This is a genomic window from Stutzerimonas sp. C6.4V, from assembly GCF_058536345.1.
In genome coordinates this window covers 2,419,830-2,436,868 of the sequence record NZ_JBZUBM010000001.1, presented here as the reverse complement: position 1 = coordinate 2,436,868, position 17,039 = coordinate 2,419,830, and the positions used below count along the sequence as shown (strand labels likewise).

At 58.7% G+C, this 17,039-nt stretch carries 14 protein-coding genes and 2 pseudogenes; 4 read left to right on the top strand and 12 right to left on the bottom strand.

Annotated elements, in window-relative coordinates; translation table 11 throughout:
- Window positions 1-31: 31 nt before the first annotated feature.
- The 7 genes and pseudogenes from AC4LFW_RS11375 to AC4LFW_RS11345 form a co-directional block, all read right to left on the bottom strand.
- Entirely contained in the window at window positions 32-388 is a 357-nt protein-coding gene (locus AC4LFW_RS11375; protein ID WP_128118958.1) for a copper-binding protein, read from the bottom strand.
- Window positions 389-390: 2 nt separating this feature from the next.
- Window positions 391-3,552, bottom strand: a complete 3,162-nt coding sequence (locus AC4LFW_RS11370; protein ID WP_128118959.1) for an efflux RND transporter permease subunit — start codon at window positions 3,550-3,552, stop codon at window positions 391-393.
- Complete coding sequence (locus AC4LFW_RS11365) at window positions 3,549-5,000, bottom strand: efflux RND transporter periplasmic adaptor subunit (protein ID WP_168426200.1); 1,452 nt, start codon at window positions 4,998-5,000, stop codon at window positions 3,549-3,551. Before AC4LFW_RS11365 ends, AC4LFW_RS11370 begins: the two co-directional genes overlap by 4 nt.
- Window positions 4,997-6,250, bottom strand: coding sequence for a TolC family protein (locus AC4LFW_RS11360; RefSeq protein ID WP_128118960.1), 1,254 nt, complete (start codon window positions 6,248-6,250; stop codon window positions 4,997-4,999). Before AC4LFW_RS11360 ends, AC4LFW_RS11365 begins: the two co-directional genes overlap by 4 nt.
- Before the next feature lie 92 nt (window positions 6,251-6,342).
- Complete coding sequence (locus AC4LFW_RS11355; RefSeq protein ID WP_128118961.1) at window positions 6,343-6,720, bottom strand: hypothetical protein; 378 nt, start codon at window positions 6,718-6,720, stop codon at window positions 6,343-6,345.
- Between the two features lie 79 nt (window positions 6,721-6,799).
- Window positions 6,800-9,086, bottom strand: a pseudogene (locus tag AC4LFW_RS11350) (heavy metal translocating P-type ATPase).
- Window positions 9,087-9,630: 544 nt separating this feature from the next.
- On the bottom strand, window positions 9,631-10,464 hold the full coding sequence (locus AC4LFW_RS11345; RefSeq protein ID WP_491819194.1) for a DUF1206 domain-containing protein: 834 nt from the start codon (window positions 10,462-10,464) through the stop codon (window positions 9,631-9,633).
- Between the two features lie 201 nt (window positions 10,465-10,665).
- On the opposite strand from AC4LFW_RS11345, the gene AC4LFW_RS11340 reads away from it, so the two are divergent.
- On the top strand, window positions 10,666-12,036 hold the full coding sequence (locus tag AC4LFW_RS11340; RefSeq protein ID WP_491819193.1) for a multicopper oxidase family protein: 1,371 nt from the start codon (window positions 10,666-10,668) through the stop codon (window positions 12,034-12,036).
- A 30-nt stretch (window positions 12,037-12,066) separates the two neighbouring features.
- Complete coding sequence (tadA, locus tag AC4LFW_RS11335; RefSeq protein ID WP_491819191.1) at window positions 12,067-12,588, top strand: tRNA adenosine(34) deaminase TadA; 522 nt, start codon at window positions 12,067-12,069, stop codon at window positions 12,586-12,588.
- Between the two features lie 23 nt (window positions 12,589-12,611).
- Here the strand turns inward: tadA and AC4LFW_RS11330 are convergent, their stop codons facing one another.
- The 3 genes and pseudogenes from AC4LFW_RS11330 to argF all read right to left on the bottom strand — a co-directional run bounded on the left by AC4LFW_RS11330 (window position 12,612) and on the right by argF (window position 14,638).
- A complete protein-coding gene (locus AC4LFW_RS11330) occupies window positions 12,612-13,097 on the bottom strand; it encodes a TOBE domain-containing protein (RefSeq protein ID WP_491820210.1) in 486 nt (161 codons plus the stop codon).
- 93 nt (window positions 13,098-13,190) lie between these two features.
- A pseudogene (locus AC4LFW_RS11325) lies at window positions 13,191-13,721 on the bottom strand (ABC transporter ATP-binding protein); the annotation flags it as partial.
- Window positions 13,718-14,638 (bottom strand): ornithine carbamoyltransferase, encoded by a 921-nt coding sequence (argF, locus tag AC4LFW_RS11320; protein ID WP_491819190.1) that lies wholly within the window; start codon window positions 14,636-14,638, stop codon window positions 13,718-13,720. The pseudogene AC4LFW_RS11325 and the gene argF, both read right to left, overlap by 4 nt.
- A 269-nt stretch (window positions 14,639-14,907) precedes the next feature.
- Here argF and grxD point away from each other — a divergent pair, with 269 nt between their 5' ends.
- Complete coding sequence (gene grxD / locus AC4LFW_RS11315; protein WP_491819189.1) at window positions 14,908-15,234, top strand: Grx4 family monothiol glutaredoxin; 327 nt, start codon at window positions 14,908-14,910, stop codon at window positions 15,232-15,234.
- A gap of 137 nt (window positions 15,235-15,371) precedes the next feature.
- On the opposite strand, the gene bfr is transcribed toward grxD, so the two are convergent.
- Window positions 15,372-15,842, bottom strand: a complete 471-nt coding sequence (gene bfr, locus AC4LFW_RS11310; RefSeq protein ID WP_491819188.1) for a bacterioferritin — start codon at window positions 15,840-15,842, stop codon at window positions 15,372-15,374.
- A 200-nt stretch (window positions 15,843-16,042) separates the two neighbouring features.
- Window positions 16,043-16,261, bottom strand: a complete 219-nt coding sequence (locus AC4LFW_RS11305) for a bacterioferritin-associated ferredoxin (RefSeq protein ID WP_491819187.1) — start codon at window positions 16,259-16,261, stop codon at window positions 16,043-16,045.
- Window positions 16,262-16,468: 207 nt separating this feature from the next.
- Here AC4LFW_RS11305 and AC4LFW_RS11300 point away from each other — a divergent pair, with 207 nt between their 5' ends.
- Complete coding sequence (locus tag AC4LFW_RS11300) at window positions 16,469-17,011, top strand: YaeQ family protein (protein WP_491819186.1); 543 nt, start codon at window positions 16,469-16,471, stop codon at window positions 17,009-17,011.
- The last annotated feature ends 28 nt before the right edge of the window (window positions 17,012-17,039 follow it).

The following is a 17,039-nucleotide window of genomic DNA, read 5'->3' as shown; positions in this document are numbered from 1 at the left end:
ACCGCCGCAGTGCGGCGGTCGCTCTCTACGCTTACTGTTTTTCGATTCGGGTGATGGTTGAGTCCATGCCTTTCGAGGTGAACTCGAATTCGACTTTGTCACCTTCTTTCAAATCTTCCATCTGATCAGGCTGTGTCTTAAAGCCCATCGTCATAGACGGCCAGCCCAGCGATTCGACCGGGCCGTGGGCTATGGTGACGGTCCCTTTGTCTTTATCGACCTTCTTGACCGTACCGGTAGCTGTAGCGGTCTGCCCAGCTGCCTTTTGGTCCATCTGCATATCCATGCCTTTGTGATCCATCGGCATGCCTTCCATGGGCTTCTTGTCATCTGCAAACGCTGCAGGTACCAGGAGCAGTGAGGCGAAGGCGATGTTTGCGATTTTCATGGTTATTCTCCAGCGTGGTTGGTTGCTTGTGTTGGGGTGACGCGAGACTGCTTGCGACGCATCAGGAGATACGCTGCAGGCAAGACGAACAGGGAAAGCAAGGGCGCGGTTATCATTCCGCCGACCATAGGGGCCGCGATGCGGCTCATGATCTCGCTGCCGGTTCCACTGCCCCAGAGAATGGGTAGCAGGCCGGCGATGATGACCGCGACTGTCATTGCTTTTGGGCGAACGCGCTGAACGGCGCCTTCTCGGATCGCATCGAGCAGCGCATGCTCATCCTTCGATCCAGCATCCAGGCGCTCGGTCCATGCGTTCTTGAGGTAGAGCAGCATAATTACGCCGAACTCGGCCGAAACCCCGGCCAAGGCGATAAAGCCAACCCCGGTTGCCACTGAGAGGTCATAGTCCAGTAGGTAGATGAACCAAACACCTCCCGTCAGCGCGAAAGGAAGGGTGGCCATGATCAGCAGCGCCTCGCCGAACCGAGCGAAGATCAGATACAGCAGCACGAAGATGATCACCAAGGTAGCCGGTACTACGAGCTTCAGCTTAGCGTTGGCGCGCTCCATAAACTCGAACTGGCCGGAGTAGCTGATGCTCATGCCGGACTCGAGCTTCACCTCGTCGTCGACTTTAGCTCGGATCTCTTTCACCACCGTGGCCATGTCGCGGTCGCGCACATCGACATAGACCCAGCCGGTCAAACGCGCATTTTCGCTCTTCAGCATCGGCGGTCCTTCGGTGACCTTGACGGTTGCCACCGTCCCCAGCGTGATCTGGCTGCCCTGTGGGGTATAGATCGGGAGGTTGCGCAAGTCACTCAGCGAGTCCCGCCATTCGCGCGGATAGCGCAGACTGATCGGATAGCGTGCCAGGCCTTCGACCGTCTCGCCGATGGTCGCGCCGCCGATGGCCCCGGAGACGATGGCTTGCACGCCTGCGATGTTCAGGCCATAGCGCGCGGCGGCGGCTCGATCGATATCGACATCGATATAGCGCCCGCCTGTCATTCTTTCTGCCAGCGCTGAGCTGACCCCAGGCACGGTCTTGGCGATCCGTTCCACGGCCTGGGTGGTCTTGTCGATCTGAGCCAAATCGGTGCCGTACACCTTGACCCCGATAGGGCTCTTGATCCCCGTGGCGAGCATGTCGATGCGGTTGCGAATCGGAGGGATCCACAGATTGGCTAGGCCCGGTACCTGCACCGCCTGGTCCAACTCCTTCACCAGTTTTTCCGGTGTCATGCCGGTACGCCATTGGTCCCTTGGCTTGAACTGGATGGTGGTCTCGAACATGGTCAGCGGCGCTGGATCCGTCGCGGTATCGGCCCGACCGGCCTTGCCGAACACATGGGCGACTTCGGGCACGGTCTTGATCAGGCGGTCGGTTTGCTGCAGCAGCTCTGATGCCTTTTGTGCTGAGAGTCCCGGCAGGGCGGTAGGCATATAGAGCAGGTCGCCCTCGTCCAGCGGCGGCAGGAACTCTCCACCCAGGCGTGTAACGGGCCAGAGGCCGGTGAGAAATACCAGCACGGCCACCAGCAGGGTCGCCTTCGGCCAGCGCAGCACCGCATCCAGGGCCGGCTGGTAAACCCAGATCAGCCCCCGATTGATCGGGTTGCGGTGTTCATCAGGAATTTTTCCTCGAATCCAGTAGCCCATCAACACCGGTACCAAAGTGACGGACAGACCCGCAGCGGCAGCCATGGCATAGGTCTTGGTGAATGCCAGCGGGCCGAATAGTCGACCTTCCTGGGCTTCCAGCGTGAACACCGGGATGAACGACAGGGTGATGATGAGCAGGCTGAAGAACAGCGCTGGACCGACCTCTACCGCCGCATCGGTGATCACCCGCCAATGCGCTTCGCCTTTCAGTGCCTTGTCCGGATGCTTCTTGTGCCACGCCTCGATGTGCTTGTGAGCGTTCTCGATCATCACGATCGCGGCATCGACCATCGCGCCAATAGCGATGGCGATCCCACCCAGGGACATGATGTTGGCGTTGACCCCCTGCCGCTGCATGATGATGAAGGCGATCAAAATCCCCACCGGCAGCGAGACGATAGCCACCAGGGAAGAGCGCAGGTGCCAAAGGAACAGCGCGCAGACCAGGGCGACGACGATGAATTCCTCGATCAGCTTGTGGCTGAGGTTCTCCACCGCACTGTCGATCAGCTTGCTGCGGTCGTAGGTAGTGACGATCTCGACCCCTTCCGGCAGGCTTTTCTTTAGCTCCTCCAGTTTGGTTTGAACGGCAGAAATAGTTTCACGCGCGTTCTTGCCGCTACGCAGAATGACCACACCACCGACCACTTCACCTTCGCCATCGAGCTCGGCAATGCCGCGGCGCATCTCTGGACCGAGCTGGATATGGGCGACATCGCCGAGCGTCACCGGCACACCGCCTGCATCCAGGCGCAATGGAATGGCCCGGAAGTCCTTAAGCGTCTGTAGATAACCAGAGGCGCGAACCATAAATTCGGTCTCTGCGAGTTCCAGCACACTGCCGCCGGTTTCCTGGTTGGCCTCCTCGATTGCCTTGGTTATCTGCTGCTGGGTCACGCCCGCGCTGGCCATGCGGACGGGATCAAGCACCACCTGGTATTGCTTGACCATCCCGCCAATGGGCGCCACCTCTGCCACGTTAGGGAGTGTCTTCAGCTCGTAGCGTAGGAACCAGTCTTGTAACGAGCGCAGCTGGGACAGATCGTGCTTGCCCGTACGGTCGACCAAAGCATATTGGTAGATCCAGCCCACCCCCGTTGCATCCGGCCCCAGTGCAGGCTTGGCCGCTGCGGGCAGCCGGCTCTGGACCTGGCTCAAGTACTCCAGCACTCGTGAACGAGCCCAGTACAGATCCGTGCCGTCTTCGAAAAGCACGTACACATAGCTGTCGCCGAAGAACGAGTAGCCGCGAACCGTCTTCGCACCGGGCACCGAGAGCATGGTGGTGGTCAGCGGATAGGTGACCTGATTCTCGACGATTTGTGGCGCCTGCCCCGGATACGGCGTACGGATGATGACCTGCACATCGGAAAGATCAGGCAGGGCGTCGACAGCGGTGTTCTTTACCGACCAGACGCCCCAGGCGACTGCAAACACCGTCGCGAGCAGGATCAGGAACCGGTTGGCCACTGACCATCGGATCATGGCTGCGATCATTGCGAGCCTCCGATTTTCTCGATGCGCTCGATGACCAGTCCCTCGTCGCTTTCGCGCACGCCGACCCGGACCCGATCATCCGTATTCAGACCTACCATGAGCGACGGGTCAGCAATGGGGAAGGACATGGTCATTCCCGGCATGTTGAGGGTCTTGAAAGGCCCGTGTGACAGACCGACCATGCCGTCTTCCAGACTGACGATCGTGCCTTCCGCTTCATGTAGAGCGGGTCCCGCTGAGGATGCCGGCTGCTCTAAGGGCTGCGCGGTAAGCCCGCGAAGACTTGCCTCGGAATCGAGCAGGAACTGGCCGGACGCCACGACCTTCTGGCCGGCCTCCAACCCTTCGAGCACTTCGGTTTTATCGTCGAATTCACGGCCGGTGCGGATTGCCACCGGCTGATATCGGCCTTCTTCCTCAGCCAGCATGACCAACACGCGCTTACCCGTACGAATCACGGCTTCGGTCGGTATGACGAGGGCATTCTCTACGTCGCGGCTCAAGGTCACGTCGGCGGTCATGCCGGGACGAAGCCGCCCTTGAGGGTTAGGCAGCTCAACACGGACACGGACTGTGCGGCTGTCCAGATTGGCCTGCGGCAGCACCGCCTGGATCTTGCCTTCCAATGTTTCACCGGCAAAAGCGGGCAAGCGTGCTGTTACTGACTGGCCCTTGGCTAGATTGGACACCTGCGCCTCAGGTACCGCGACTTCGAGCCAGACATTGTCCAACCCGTTTATACGGGCAAGAGACGCGCCGGCCGATACAGTCATGCCTTCACGGACGTCGAGACTATTTAATACGCCGCCGATCGGGCTGGTTACGGTCCAGACCGGGCGCGCTTTACCGGTCCGTTCCAGGTGCGTGATGACCTCCGGCGGCATGCCAGCCAGACGTAGACGCTGCCGAGCAGCGGAAAGCAGCTGGGGTTGGCCGATGCCCTTCAGGGCCAAGTATTCCTCCTGTGCCGCTGCCCACTCAGGAACGAGTAGATCGGCTAGCGGCGCTCCTTTTTCAATGACGTCCTCCGGTGCTCGATCGTAAACGCGCTCGACGAAGCCACCTGCGCGCGCCTGCACGACTGCCACATCACGCTCGTTGAACATCAACGCGCCTGTTGCTTCGAGCGATTGGCTAATCGATTCACGCGTTGCGGTCGCCAGGCGCATGCCGAGGTTCTGCATCACGCTCGGGTCAATGCTCATCGATGCCCCGTTGCCACCCTCATCGGCGTAGCGTGGGACAAGGTCCATATCCATGAACGGTGATTTGCCCGGTTCATCGAACTTCTGCTGGGGATACATCGGGTCGTACCAATAGAGCACTTCCTTCCCTTCTTCTTCAGCTGTTTGTGCGAATGCTGCGGCAGGCAACATGGCTGCGGCGGTAGCGCCTATCATCAGAGGAAGGCTGAGTACGAGGGCCAGCCGCTGGAGTTGGAAAATCATGGTTGGGTATCTCCAAAAGCGAAATGCAGGCGGGCGTTAATCAGCGCTCGGTCACGGGCCGTGTCGATGCGGCGCAGGCGGGTCTCGACAAGCTGGCGACGCGCATCGATCACAGCGATCAACTCGCCTTTCCCCGAGCGGTAATCGGCCATGGCAAGCCGGACCTTTTCGTCCGCGAGCGGCAGTAGGGTTTGCTCGAGCCGAGTGAGTGCTCGGTCCAGACGCTGATATTCAGCCAGGTCGGCGCTCAGCTCCTGGTTATGCATGCGTAACGTTGCTTGGCGCTGAGCCTCGATCTGTGCAAGACGAGCACGCTCAGCTGCGATCTTTGGGTCCTGCCGCGAGCCGGTAAACAACGGCAGGTCGAAACTGACGCTGAGGTTGACCATGTCGCCGTACTCACGACCGCGGCGCAGATAATCGACGCCCCAACTCCAGTCCGGTGTTTTCTCAGCGACGGCCTGGCGAACCTTTGCTTCCGCTTCACGAGTCATCGGGTCGAAGGCGAGCAGAGCCGGGTGGCTGTTCAGGTTGTGCTGGTAATGGTTAACGTCGGCAAGCCACTGCGGCCAGTCGCCGGTAAGCGGTTGGTCTGCTGACTCGCCTATCCAGCGGCGTAGGTCGGCCCGCGCAACAAGCTGGTTGCGTAGCAGTTCATCCTCTTGTTCAGCAAGCAATGCAGCCTCTTGCTTCGGAAGTACGCTGTCTGCCGCTAGCCCACCGCCGCCGGCAATGCGCGCCTGAACTGCCCGGGAGAAGAGCTGGTTTTCACTGTACAGCTGTTTGAAAAGGCTTAGCTTCCGCTCAACCGCGAAACCAGCGATCCATGCTTCGGCGGTCTCCTGGCGCACGCTGAGACGTTCAATGGTTTGCTGGACGTCAGCGAGCGCAACACCTGCCTGTGCGGCCTCGACACGGGCGCGCCTTTTTGCTCGGTTTGGGACCTCTTGCATGACCCCAACCATTTGCATAGTCATGGCCTCTTGGCCCATTTGCCAGCGTGCGTCACCTTCAATGGGCACGTTTTGCAGCCCAAGCTTAAGTTTAGGGTCTGGAAGCTCGCCGGCAGGGATTGCAGCGCTGCGTGCGGCTTGAAGGTTGGCGGCCTGTGCATCCAGCGAAGGCGCTTCTTGCTCGGCCAAGCTCAGGGCTTGTTCCAAGGTCAAAGCCGACGCGATCCCTGGAAACGAGAGCGCGCCCATGATCAGGGCGGCCACGTAGGGTGGCGCCCAGTAGATTCGGGGTTTCATTTGAAAAGGATTCCTGATCTTCCATGCGAGCCAAAGGCGCGCGGTAGCCGGCCCGAATTCACATTCGGGCGGTTCCTAGAATTCGATAGGAATCAGACGCGGGGTGGATGCCAGACGGCGTCGAGAAGGCGGGATGGGACCTGGTCGTTATAGGGTGCAGTCACGGGCTTGGCTGTAGGGATCACCTGCGCCTTCGCAGCGACAATTTGGAGGAGGCTGGCGGTTTTGCATTCCTGCCCCGTTTTGCAGACGGTCGTCTTCCCTTGCTCATGCCCTTCACAGCATTCCGGCTCAGCGCCGTCTGTGCCAACCATCAGAGCGTGGCTGGTCGCCATGGCGTCCATACTTTCCATATCAGCCATCAGGTGATGCGCCGACGATCCTGCAGGCATGAGCAATTGCGCCATTCCGTTGATCGGAAGCGCAAGCACTAGCAGCAGAATGAGGAAGGATCGCAAGTAGGACTTCATATCTTAAGCTTAAAGGGCAATTCCTGAGTTATCAACGAGGCAATCAGTCGCTCTGACAGAAGCCTTAGCCGAAAGGTTGTCAAACAACACGCGCCTGACGGAGCCGGAGGGCGTTGAACACTACAGATGCTGAGCTAAGGCTCATGGCCAAGGCAGCGATCATCGGAGACAGCAATAGTCCGAAGAATGGATAGAGCAGGCCCGCTGCAATTGGAATACTTAGCCCGTTGTACATGAAGGCAAACAGTAGGTTCTGACGCATATTCCGAACTGTTGCCACCGAAAGCGTCCGCGCGCGCAGTATCCCCATCAGGTCACCTTTAACCAGCGTAACTTGGGCGCTGTTCATGGCGACGTCGGTACCCGTGCCCATTGCTATGCCCACATCAGCCCTGGCGAGTGCCGGCGCGTCATTGATTCCATCGCCTGCCATGGCGACTACCTTACCGAGAGCTTGGAGCTTAGCCACAAGCGCCTCCTTGTCCTGCGGCTTTACCTCACCATGCACTTCCTCGATTGAAAGCTCACGAGCCACCGCTCGGGCGGTCGTATGGCCGTCGCCGGTTGCCATGATGACTTGCACGCCCTCGGCCTGGAGGCGAGCTACAGCTTCTTTTGAGGTTGGTTTGATGGGGTCTGACACGGCCAGTAAGCCGGCAAGCGCTCCGTCAACAGCCAGGTAAATAATGCTGGTACCGCTCTCGCGCAGTTTTTCTGCCTGATCTTTCAAAGGTTCGACGCTCACACCCGCTTCTTCCATAAGCGCGGTGTTGCCAAGCTGCAGCTGCTTGCCTTCGACAAGGCCACGGACTCCAATCCCGGACCCAGACTCGAACGTCTCTGGCTTCACCAGCTGGATACCTTCGCTCCTCGCGTGGCTTACGATTGCGTCGGCCAGTGGATGCTCACTGCCCTGATCCAGGCTGGCAGACAAACGGATGACTTCTTGGGCATCAAACGGCGTAGCGCCTATAGCCCGATCAAAGACAGGTCGGCCCTCAGTCAACGTTCCTGTTTTATCGACGATCAGCGTGTCTACCTTACGTACGTTCTCGATGGCGCCTGCGTCTCTAAAAAGCACGCCACTTCCAGCCGCTTTACCCGTGGCGACCATGATCGACATAGGCGTTGCCAAGCCAAGCGCACAAGGACAAGCAATGATCAGAACCGCAACCGCGTTGATCAGACCAAATACCCAGCCCTGCTCGGGCCCGAAAAGGCCCCATGCAAAAAATGTTAGCAAGGCGATGCTGATTACCGTTAATACGAAAATAACCTGCAACCCTGTCCGCCATTCTTTGCATAGGTGCTTTGGACCGTTGTGCATTCGCGACCATCTGGACGATCTGTGAAAGCATCGTGCCGGAACCGACTTTCGTGGCTCGCATGACAAGCGAGCCGCTCGTATTCAGCGTCGCGCCGATGAGCGTGTCGCCTGCTCGTTTCGTCACCGGGACGGGCTCACCTGTAAGCATGGATTCGTCCACGGCGCTCTCGCCCTCTACTACCTCTCCATCTACTGGTACCTTTTCGCCAGGACGTACGCGCAGTTGGTCGCCCTCGTGAACATGCGTGAGTGGAATGTCCTCCTCGGTGCCATCTTGGGCGATACGGCGAGCTGTCTTGGGTGATAGACCAAGCAGGGACTTGATCGCGGAAGAGGTCTGCGAGCGGGCCTTCAGCTCGAGCAGCTGCCCTAAGAGCGTCAGAGAAATAATGACCGCGGCGGCTTCGTAGTAGACGCCTATTCGACCGCCCACCGAAAAGGACTCAGGAAATATGCTCGGTAAGGCAGTTGCTGCAACGCTGTAGATATACGCAGCCCCCGTGCCTAACCCGATCAACGTCCACATGTTAGGGCTGCGATGTTTAACTGAGGCGATACCGCGCGTAAAAAACGGCCAGCCTGCCCACAACACAACGGGTGTCGTAAGGGCCAGTTCAATCCAATTTTGGCTCTCCCCGTGGAACAACGGTATCGCATGTCCCGCCATGGCCAATAAGGTCACCGCGACGGTCAGTGGCAGTGACCACCAGAACCGCTTCGAGAAATCCTTCAGTTCTGGGTTCTCTTCCTCATCAAGCTCGGGGATCAACGGCTCCAACGACATTCCGCAAATTGGGCAATCACCTGGCCCCATTTGACGAATCTCTGGATGCATCGGACAGGTGTATTCGGTAGTCGCATCGCCAGCAGGGGCTTGCTGGCGAGAACCTGTATGCGTGTGCGTAGCATTAGGGCCATGCGGCGCTTCGAGATATTGCGCAGGATTAGCGTGAAACTTTTGAAGGCAGCCCTGACTACAGAATCGGAAGGTCTGTTCTTCATACTGGTCTTGGTGCTGGCTGTCCGCTTTGACTTGCATTCCGCAGACTGGGTCCCGGAGCAATTGTGGGTCGTGAGTGCTAGCAGGCTGGTGAGCATTATGTTCGGGGGACATCGGAAGCTCCTATTGCAGCTAGTGTCGTCTTGTGAGCGACCACACCTCTGGCAAGCATGGCTGCGAGACGCCTAAGGTCCGCCTCGCTTCCTCTGACCTCTTAATGTACGGATTGCCTCCTGACTTTAAGCTGAATCTAAAATTACTTTTTTGTAAGGATGGTCGATGGCGCGATTTCGCGTTCAAGGTCTTTATGGTCAGGCTAGGCCGGAGAGGGTAAAATGCGAGCCGATTGATAATGGTGTCGCTAGAGTCGACGCCCCACAAATCGCTCCATCTCCCTCGCCCGGCAAAGGCTCCGCTGGAAGACGGTAAAAGCGACGGTACGACCCATATCGATCACAGCTATAACCCTTCAACCACGCGGGTTCAGGCGACCCGTTGATGATGGAGTGGGAATGATTGGGTCGGAAGGATGCTGAAAAACAGAAGCCCCGGTTTGCCGGGGCTTCTGTTTGCGACGAGCCATTCAGTGCATGACGGCTGGCGTATCGATACGGCGCCAGATCGCCTCAGAAAAGCTGTAGATGGCGAAAGCCACCAATCCGAGGCCGACCACCGATAGCCAGAATGTTCCGAAAGGCAGGTTAAGCAAGGCATTCAGGGCGTCTTCCAGTCCTGGCGGATCGGTAGGCTCGTAGCGGGTGCCGCCCGTGAAAAGCATGCCGGCAACGACAAGAAAGGCGACTCCACGAGCAATCAGGCCCGCGCGTGAAACAGGACGAACCCATTTCATGACGTGTTCGGAGGCGTAGAAATACTTTTCGAACTTGGCTTTCCAGCCCTTGATGATATGGGCGATACCGACTCCGAGCGGCACCAGCGCGACCAGGTAAATCAGGTAGTTGGAGTATTTCCAGCCAAGCAGGCTCGACAGGAAGTCGCCACCACCTGAGCCGCCACCGCTACCCGTACTGCCGATGGAGCTGCCAAGCAATCCCAGGGTGAACAGGGCGAGCAGGGTATAGGTCACGGCGCTGCCTACGAGACCTGCGCGGATCAGTAACCCCTTGGCGTCGGTGCCGTGGCCTTCCGGGTCGGTGACTGCCTGGGTCAAACGCCATGCCACGTAGGCCACGAGGCCGACAACCATGATCCAGAGCAAGGTTTCTCCGAAGGGCTGGCCCAACAATTGTTGTATGGCGCCTTTGGTGCCGACAGTGTTTCCGCTGCCAATGCCGGCCATAAAAGCGAAGATGCCGACGATCAGGTAGACGACGCCTCGCGCAGCGTAGCCGCTACGCGCTAGCCAGGTGATGCCTCGACTGACTTCGCCCTTTGCTTGGGCTGCAGTGGGGTGCATGGCGCTTCCTCGATATAAATGAGTGTCGTCGCAGTAGACGCGCAATCAGACGCAAGGGTTCGGAAGCGATTGCCAAAGGGCGCCTCAGCATTTGCGTTCCTGGCTGCCAGATGGCGCGTGAAGCTGTAGCATGACGCAAATGCGAGCTATTCCAATCAGGCGGTTTGGCCATAAGCTTGTGCAGTTTTCGATGAGATAAAGATGACCTTTACCCGAAGAAAGATGTTGGCAGGGTTGGCTGGGCTCGCTGCGTTGGGTGTAGTGGGTGGTGGTGCGCGCTATTGGTTGGGTCGCCCTGCTGATCCGACCACGCATGACTACGAGTTGATTGCCGCCCCGGTGGATATCGAGTTGGTCGCAGGCACCAAAACCCCAGCCTGGTGCTACGGAGGCCAAGCACCTGGGGTCGAACTGCGGGCCCGGCAAGGGGATTGGCTGCGGGTACGCTTCATCAATCTCCTGCCTGAGCCCACCACGATTCACTGGCATGGCATCCGTCTGCCGTTGAGCATGGATGGGGTTCCCTACGTCTCGCAGCTGCCCGTGTTGCCGGGCGAGTCCTTCGATTACTTCTTCCAGGTGCCCGATGCCGGCAGCTTCTGGTACCACCCTCATACGACCAGTGCCAAGCAGCTGGGCCGCGGCTTGGTGGGCCCGTTGATCGTCGAGGAACGTGAGCCGAGCGGGTTTCGCCATGAGCGTACGCTGAGCCTGAAGAGCTGGCACGTCGACAAGCAGGGCGCTTTCACCGATTTCAGCGTTCCGCGGGAGGCTGCTAGAGGTGGCACGCCGGGCGTGCTGTCGACAGTGAACGGCGAGCACACCCCTACATTGGAATTGCCGGCAGGGCAGGTCGTACGTTTGCGCATCATCAACCTGACCAATACGCTGACATACCGGTTGAACCTGTCGGAGGGGGAGGCGCGGATCTATGCAATCGATGGCAACCCGGTCACGCCGCGCCCGCTTGGCAAGAGCTACTGGTTGGGGCCTGGCATGCGCCTCGATCTTGCTTTGAAGGTTCCGCCGGCGGGCAAGCAACTATCATTGCGCAACGGCCCGTTGCGGTTGGCAACGCTCGCGTCGATTGCAACGGCAGAAGTCGAGGGCAGCTGGCCGGCGCCTCTGCCAGCCAACCCGATCGCTGAACCGGATCTGCAGCGGGCCGAAACCTTGCGGTTCAACTTCGAGTGGGCCGGGACGCTATCCAGCGACGCCGGGCAAGGCAGTGCTTTCACCTTCTGGCAGATCAACGGCCAGGCCTGGGATATCAATGACAAGACCTGCGCGGAGCGACCGATTGCGACCTTGAAGAAGGGCGGTCATTACATTTTCGAACTGCGCAACCTGAGCCAGTACCAACATCCGATCCATTTGCACGGCATGACCTTCAAGGTCATCTCGTCCAACCGCAAACGCATCGACCCCTGGTTTACCGATACCTACCTGCTCGGCAAGAACGAGACGGCACGTATCGCCCTTGTGGCGGATAATCCCGGTGTGTGGATGTTCCACTGCCATGTCATCGACCACATGGAAACGGGCCTGATGGCAGCCATCGAGGTGGTCTGATCTGCGCTGCTCTGACTACGGAAACAATGCGTGAAAAAACCTCAGATCGTCGACCGCAGCCGTGATTTGCACTTCATGCAGATAGCATTGACACTGGCGGCAAAGGGTGCCGTGCTCGGTGAGGTGCCTGTGGGTGCGGTAGTGGTGCTTAACGGCGAAATTATCGGCCAGGGTTTCAATTGCCCGATTTCACGTCACGATCCGAGCGCCCATGCGGAAATGGTGGCGATCCGTGATGCGGCGATGAATATGCAGAACTACCGCCTGCCGGGGAGCACGCTCTACGTCACGTTGGAGCCCTGCAGCATGTGCGCCGGGTTGATCGTACATTCACGCATTCAGCGAGTGGTGTACGGCGCAACGGAGCCCAAGGCGGGCGTCGTGGCAAGCCGCGGGCAATTCTTTGCCCAGGATTTCCTCAATCATCGCGTGCTGATTGAAGGCGGAGTATTGAAGGATGAATGCAGCGAAGTGTTGAGCGAGTTCTTTCGCCTTCGACGCCTGCAAAGCCGCGAGCAGCGCGACGCCAGGCCAGATCTTGCAGAGCGTTGAATGAATACGGCTGCACGCCTGTTTCAGATGTTGGCGCTGTATCGGCGCACGCCGGTCTCTGGCAGCTTTTCGTGAGCCGCCACGCTGCCCTGGGCAGGGAAAACCACGAGATGGTCGGCTGCGATGGCTATACCGACCTGTTGTCCTGTCGGGTAGTCCGCGTGGCTTGGGAAAATGCCTTCGAGCTGGTTGCCTGTCGACAACTTCAATCGATAGAGCGTCGAGGCACCGAGGAAGGTTTTACCAACGATCAGGGCCTGCAGATCGCTTTGCGGTGCATAAACAATGTCGTCGGGGCGTAGCAAGACATCCACCGAGCTTCCCGCTGGCATGGTGTAGGCTCGGTTGCCTTGGATGACGCCTAGCTCCGTCTGGACCCGTTCAGGGTCGATCAGCTGGCCCCGGATGAAATACCCCTGGCCGATAAAGCTGGCCACGAAGGGCGTCAGCGGCTCGTGATACAGGTTGTAAGGCGTATCCCACTGCTCCAACCGTCCATCCTTGAACACGCCCACCTGATCGCTGACGGCGAAGGCTTCTTCCTGATCGTGTGTAACGAGGATTGCGCTGGTGCCTCGCGCCTTGAGTATGTCGCGCACTTCATGGCTCAGGCGCCGGCGTAGCTCGCCATCCAGGTTGGAAAAGGGCTCGTCGAGAAGCAGCAGTTCCGGCTGAGGGGCCAGCGCGCGGGCGAGGGCGACGCGCTGTTGCTGCCCGCCGCTCAGTTCATGGGGATAGCGCTTTCTGAGTGGTGACAGATGTACCAGGTCCAGCATCTCGCCGACGATACGTTGGCAGTCAGCCTGCTTGCGAATTCCAAAGGCAATGTTTTCAGCAACCGTCAAATGAGGAAACAGCGCATAGTCCTGAAAGACCATGCCTATCCGTCGTTTCTCGGGCGCGAGCGTAAAGCCGGCGCGAGACAGTACGGTATCGCCCAGTTGAATCTCGCCCTCGTTGACGTGCTCGAAACCGGCGATGGCACGTAGAGTGGTGGTCTTGCCGCAACCGGAAGGCCCCAGCAGGCAGCCTATGTCCCCCCGATTCAAGTGCAGGTTGAGGTTCTGCACAATGCTCTGGCCACCGTAGCCGCAATCCAGATTGCGTAGGTGCAGGAGGGCTTCGTGACTCATGCGTGGTGGTAGGCCGGCTCGACCAGAAACTCGAGAAGGGCTTTCTGCACATGCAGACGGTTCTCAGCCTGATCCCAGGCGACCGCTCGCGGATCGTCCAGCAGATCCTGGCTGATTTCCTCGCCGCGATGCGCGGGCAGGCAGTGCATGAACAGGACGTCCGGTGCCGCCACGTCGAGCAGGGAGCGGTCGACCTGATAAGGACGGAAGGTGGCGATTCGGGCGGCTACTTCATCTTCCTGGCCCATCGATGCCCAGACGTCAGTGCTGATCAGGTGGGCGCCGTCCGCCGCTTCGCGAGGGTCGCGGACTACCGTTACGCGTTCGCCCGCTTGCGCCAGCAGTTCGGCCTTCGGTTCGTAGCCCTCCGGGCAGGCAATGCGCAGCTGGAAATCGAACTGGACGGCAGCTTCCATATAGGAGTTGCACATGTTGTTGCCGTCGCCAATCCAGGCGACGGTCTTGCCGGCAATGCTGCCGCGGTGCTCATGGAAGGTCTGCATGTCCGCCATCAGCTGACACGGGTGAAGATCGTCGGACAGACCGTTGATTACCGGTACGCAAGAGTTAGCCGCGAACTCGGTCAGCGTGGCATGGGCAAAGGTTCGAATCATGATCGCATCGAGCATGCTCGACATGACGATCGCCGAATCGCTGATCGGTTCGCCGCGACCCAGTTGCGTGTCGCGGGGAGAGAGAAATATCGCCTGCCCGCCTAGTTGAATCATTCCGGCCTCGAATGACAGCCGCGTGCGTGTGGAGGCCTTCTCGAAAATCATCCCGAGTACACGGTTTTTCAGAGGCTCGAACAGAATGCCGCGCTCGCGCAGATCCTTCAGCTCGATGCCGCGACGGACCAGGCCAACGAGCTCCTGGGGCGTGCAATCCATCAGTGAGAGAAAATGCCTTGCGATCATATCAACTACCTTAATTGCCACAGTCTGGGCCGGGGGTGCAGTAAAAAGACGGGCCTACGACTGGAGGTCGCATGGGAAGCGACGAAACGGGAAAGGCGCGATCTTATCCAGAAAGCGTTCGCAGGCGCAAATCGGCCTCTGCAACCCCCAAATCGACGCAACATGATGTCGATTGCCGCCGAGCGGACAACAAAAGCCGAGCCCTTGACTCGGCTTTTAGGGCGCTGTTCCTGTACAATGCGCCGCAACCGAGACTAGCCGAGGTGCCCATGGATATCATCGAAACCATCAAAGAGCAGATCGAAAAGAACCCGGTGCTGCTTTATATGAAAGGCTCGCCCAACGCGCCGCAGTGTGGCTTCTCTGCCCGTGCGACCCAGGCCATCATGGGCTGTGGCGAGAAGTTCGCCTACGTCGACATTCTGCAGAACCCTGAAATTCGCGCCAACCTGCCGAAGTATGCCAACTGGCCGACCTTCCCCCAGCTGTGGGTCGACGGTGAGCTTGTCGGTGGTAGCGACATCATTCTGGAAATGTTCGAGAAAGGCGAACTGCAGCCGCTGATCAAGGATGCGGTGCAAAAAGCCGGCGCTTGAATGTGCATAGGTTATGAACCCGCTGAATGGCGGGTTTTTTTATGCAGCGCTCTCGATCCCTGCCACAGCGGTGGTGCTTATAGCTGACCCCGAATAAAAAAGGGAGCCGAGGCTCCCGTTTTGTTTGGTCGACCTGATCACTCGTCCATCTGGGACTGCAGATAGTTTTCCATGCCGACCTTGTCGATCAGGCTCAGCTGGGTTTCAAGCCAGTCGATGTGCTCTTCCTCGGATTCGAGAATGTCTTCGAGCATTTCGCGGGTGCCGTAATCGCCAATGCTTTCGCAATAGGCAATGGCAACCTTGAGGTCCTGCAGGCCGCTTTGCTCCAGCTTGAGGTCGCAATCAAGCATCTCGCGGGTATTCTCGCCGATCAGCAGTTTGCCGAGATCCTGGAGATTGGGTAGTCCTTCCAGAAACAGGATGCGCTTGATCAGCTTGTCGGCATGCTTCATCTCGTCAATGGATTCCTTGTACTCGTGCTTGCCGAGCTTGCCGAGGCCCCAATCCTCATACATGCGCGCATGCAAGAAATACTGGTTGATCGCGACCAGCTCGTTACCGAGGATCTTGTTGAGATGTTGAATGACTAACCTGTCGCCTTTCATGACTGTGCCCTGCTTTGAAAGCGTGTTCGTTTAATAGGCGCAGTCTGGGCAGGAATACGGATGCTGTCAAACCTAAGTCATTGAATGTAAAAGGGTAAACCGGAATAAGAATAAGTCTGTTCCGCGACTCGATAGCAAGGTGTTGATTTGCAGGCATAAAAAAACCGGGCAGGCGCCCGGCTTGGGAAATCTGGTTTTAGTCAGGCGGGTGCGAAACCTGCTGGGTAGGCCAGAGATGCGCTGGCGCCCTGAATGTCACTCAAGGTTTGGCGAACGACCTGCTTGGCCACGCACGCACATTTACCGCACTGGGTAGCCACGCCTGTAGCTTCACGCACTTCACGATAGCTGCAGCAGCCTTCGTAGATGGCTTCACGAATCTGGCCGTCGGTAACGCCCTGGCAAAGACACACGTACATATGAACTACCCGTTGGGTCTGTGATGGTTGTGATGCTAAATATAATGAGAATGATTGTCAAAGCTCGCTCGTCGGGAAATGCCTGTACCAGTCTCAGGTTGGGCGCACCCGACCCCATGATTGTTATCCCGGCCCTTCGGGGCTGAGAGCGAATAGATGGGCGCGTGATGCGGTAAACTGCCTGTCCTTACTTCGCCCGGAGCCATCATGGCCCTGCAAGCCACACCCTATAAGGTTGAAATCAACCTCACCGATCTTGACCGCAATGTTTATCAGGACCTGCGTTTTACCGTTGCCCGGCATCCCTCCGAGACCGAGGAGCGGTTGGTGGCGCGGCTCATTGCCTATGCTCTCTGGTACAGCGAGCAGCTGGCCTTTGGACGAGGGCTCTCGGATGTCGACGAACCGGCCCTGTGGGAGAAGAGCCTCGATGATCGCGTACTGCACTGGATCGAGGTAGGGCAGCCCGATGCTGAACGCATCACCTGGTGTTCGAGGCGTGCCGAACGCTTCAGCCTGGTTGCCTACGGCAACCTTCGGGTATGGCAGACCAAGGTGTTGGATGCCGTGCGCAGCCTGAAGAAGATCAACGTGGTGGCGGTCGGGCAGGAGGCGCTGGAAACCGTCGCCAAGGATCTGCCTCGGTCCGTCAGCTGGAGCGTGATGATCAGCGATGGCGCGCTCTTTATTACCGACGAGCGTGGACAGCATGAAGTGCCCTTGGAATGGCTGATCGGCGAGCGCGGCTAAGCGTCGCCGTCAGGTCCAGGCCGAGAGA

Excerpts from the sequence above, each read along its gene's own strand:
- AC4LFW_RS11305 (WP_491819187.1), bottom strand. The coding sequence starts at position 16,261 with ATGTACGTGTGTCTTTGCCAGGGCGTTACCGACGGCCAGATTCGTGAA.
- AC4LFW_RS11375 (WP_128118958.1), bottom strand. The coding sequence starts at position 388 with ATGAAAATCGCAAACATCGCCTTCGCCTCACTGCTCCTGGTACCTGCA.
- grxD (WP_491819189.1), top strand. The coding sequence starts at position 14,908 with ATGGATATCATCGAAACCATCAAAGAGCAGATCGAAAAGAACCCGGTG.
- AC4LFW_RS11300 (WP_491819186.1), top strand. The coding sequence starts at position 16,469 with ATGGCCCTGCAAGCCACACCCTATAAGGTTGAAATCAACCTCACCGAT.
- AC4LFW_RS11360 (WP_128118960.1), bottom strand. The coding sequence starts at position 6,250 with ATGAAACCCCGAATCTACTGGGCGCCACCCTACGTGGCCGCCCTGATC.
- bfr (WP_491819188.1), bottom strand. The coding sequence starts at position 15,842 with ATGAAAGGCGACAGGTTAGTCATTCAACATCTCAACAAGATCCTCGGT.
- AC4LFW_RS11370 (WP_128118959.1), bottom strand. The coding sequence starts at position 3,552 with ATGATCGCAGCCATGATCCGATGGTCAGTGGCCAACCGGTTCCTGATC.
- AC4LFW_RS11365 (WP_168426200.1), bottom strand. The coding sequence starts at position 5,000 with ATGATTTTCCAACTCCAGCGGCTGGCCCTCGTACTCAGCCTTCCTCTG.
- AC4LFW_RS11340 (WP_491819193.1), top strand. The coding sequence starts at position 10,666 with ATGACCTTTACCCGAAGAAAGATGTTGGCAGGGTTGGCTGGGCTCGCT.
- argF (WP_491819190.1), bottom strand. The coding sequence starts at position 14,638 with ATGATCGCAAGGCATTTTCTCTCACTGATGGATTGCACGCCCCAGGAG.
- AC4LFW_RS11355 (WP_128118961.1), bottom strand. The coding sequence starts at position 6,720 with ATGAAGTCCTACTTGCGATCCTTCCTCATTCTGCTGCTAGTGCTTGCG.
- AC4LFW_RS11345 (WP_491819194.1), bottom strand. The coding sequence starts at position 10,464 with ATGCACCCCACTGCAGCCCAAGCAAAGGGCGAAGTCAGTCGAGGCATC.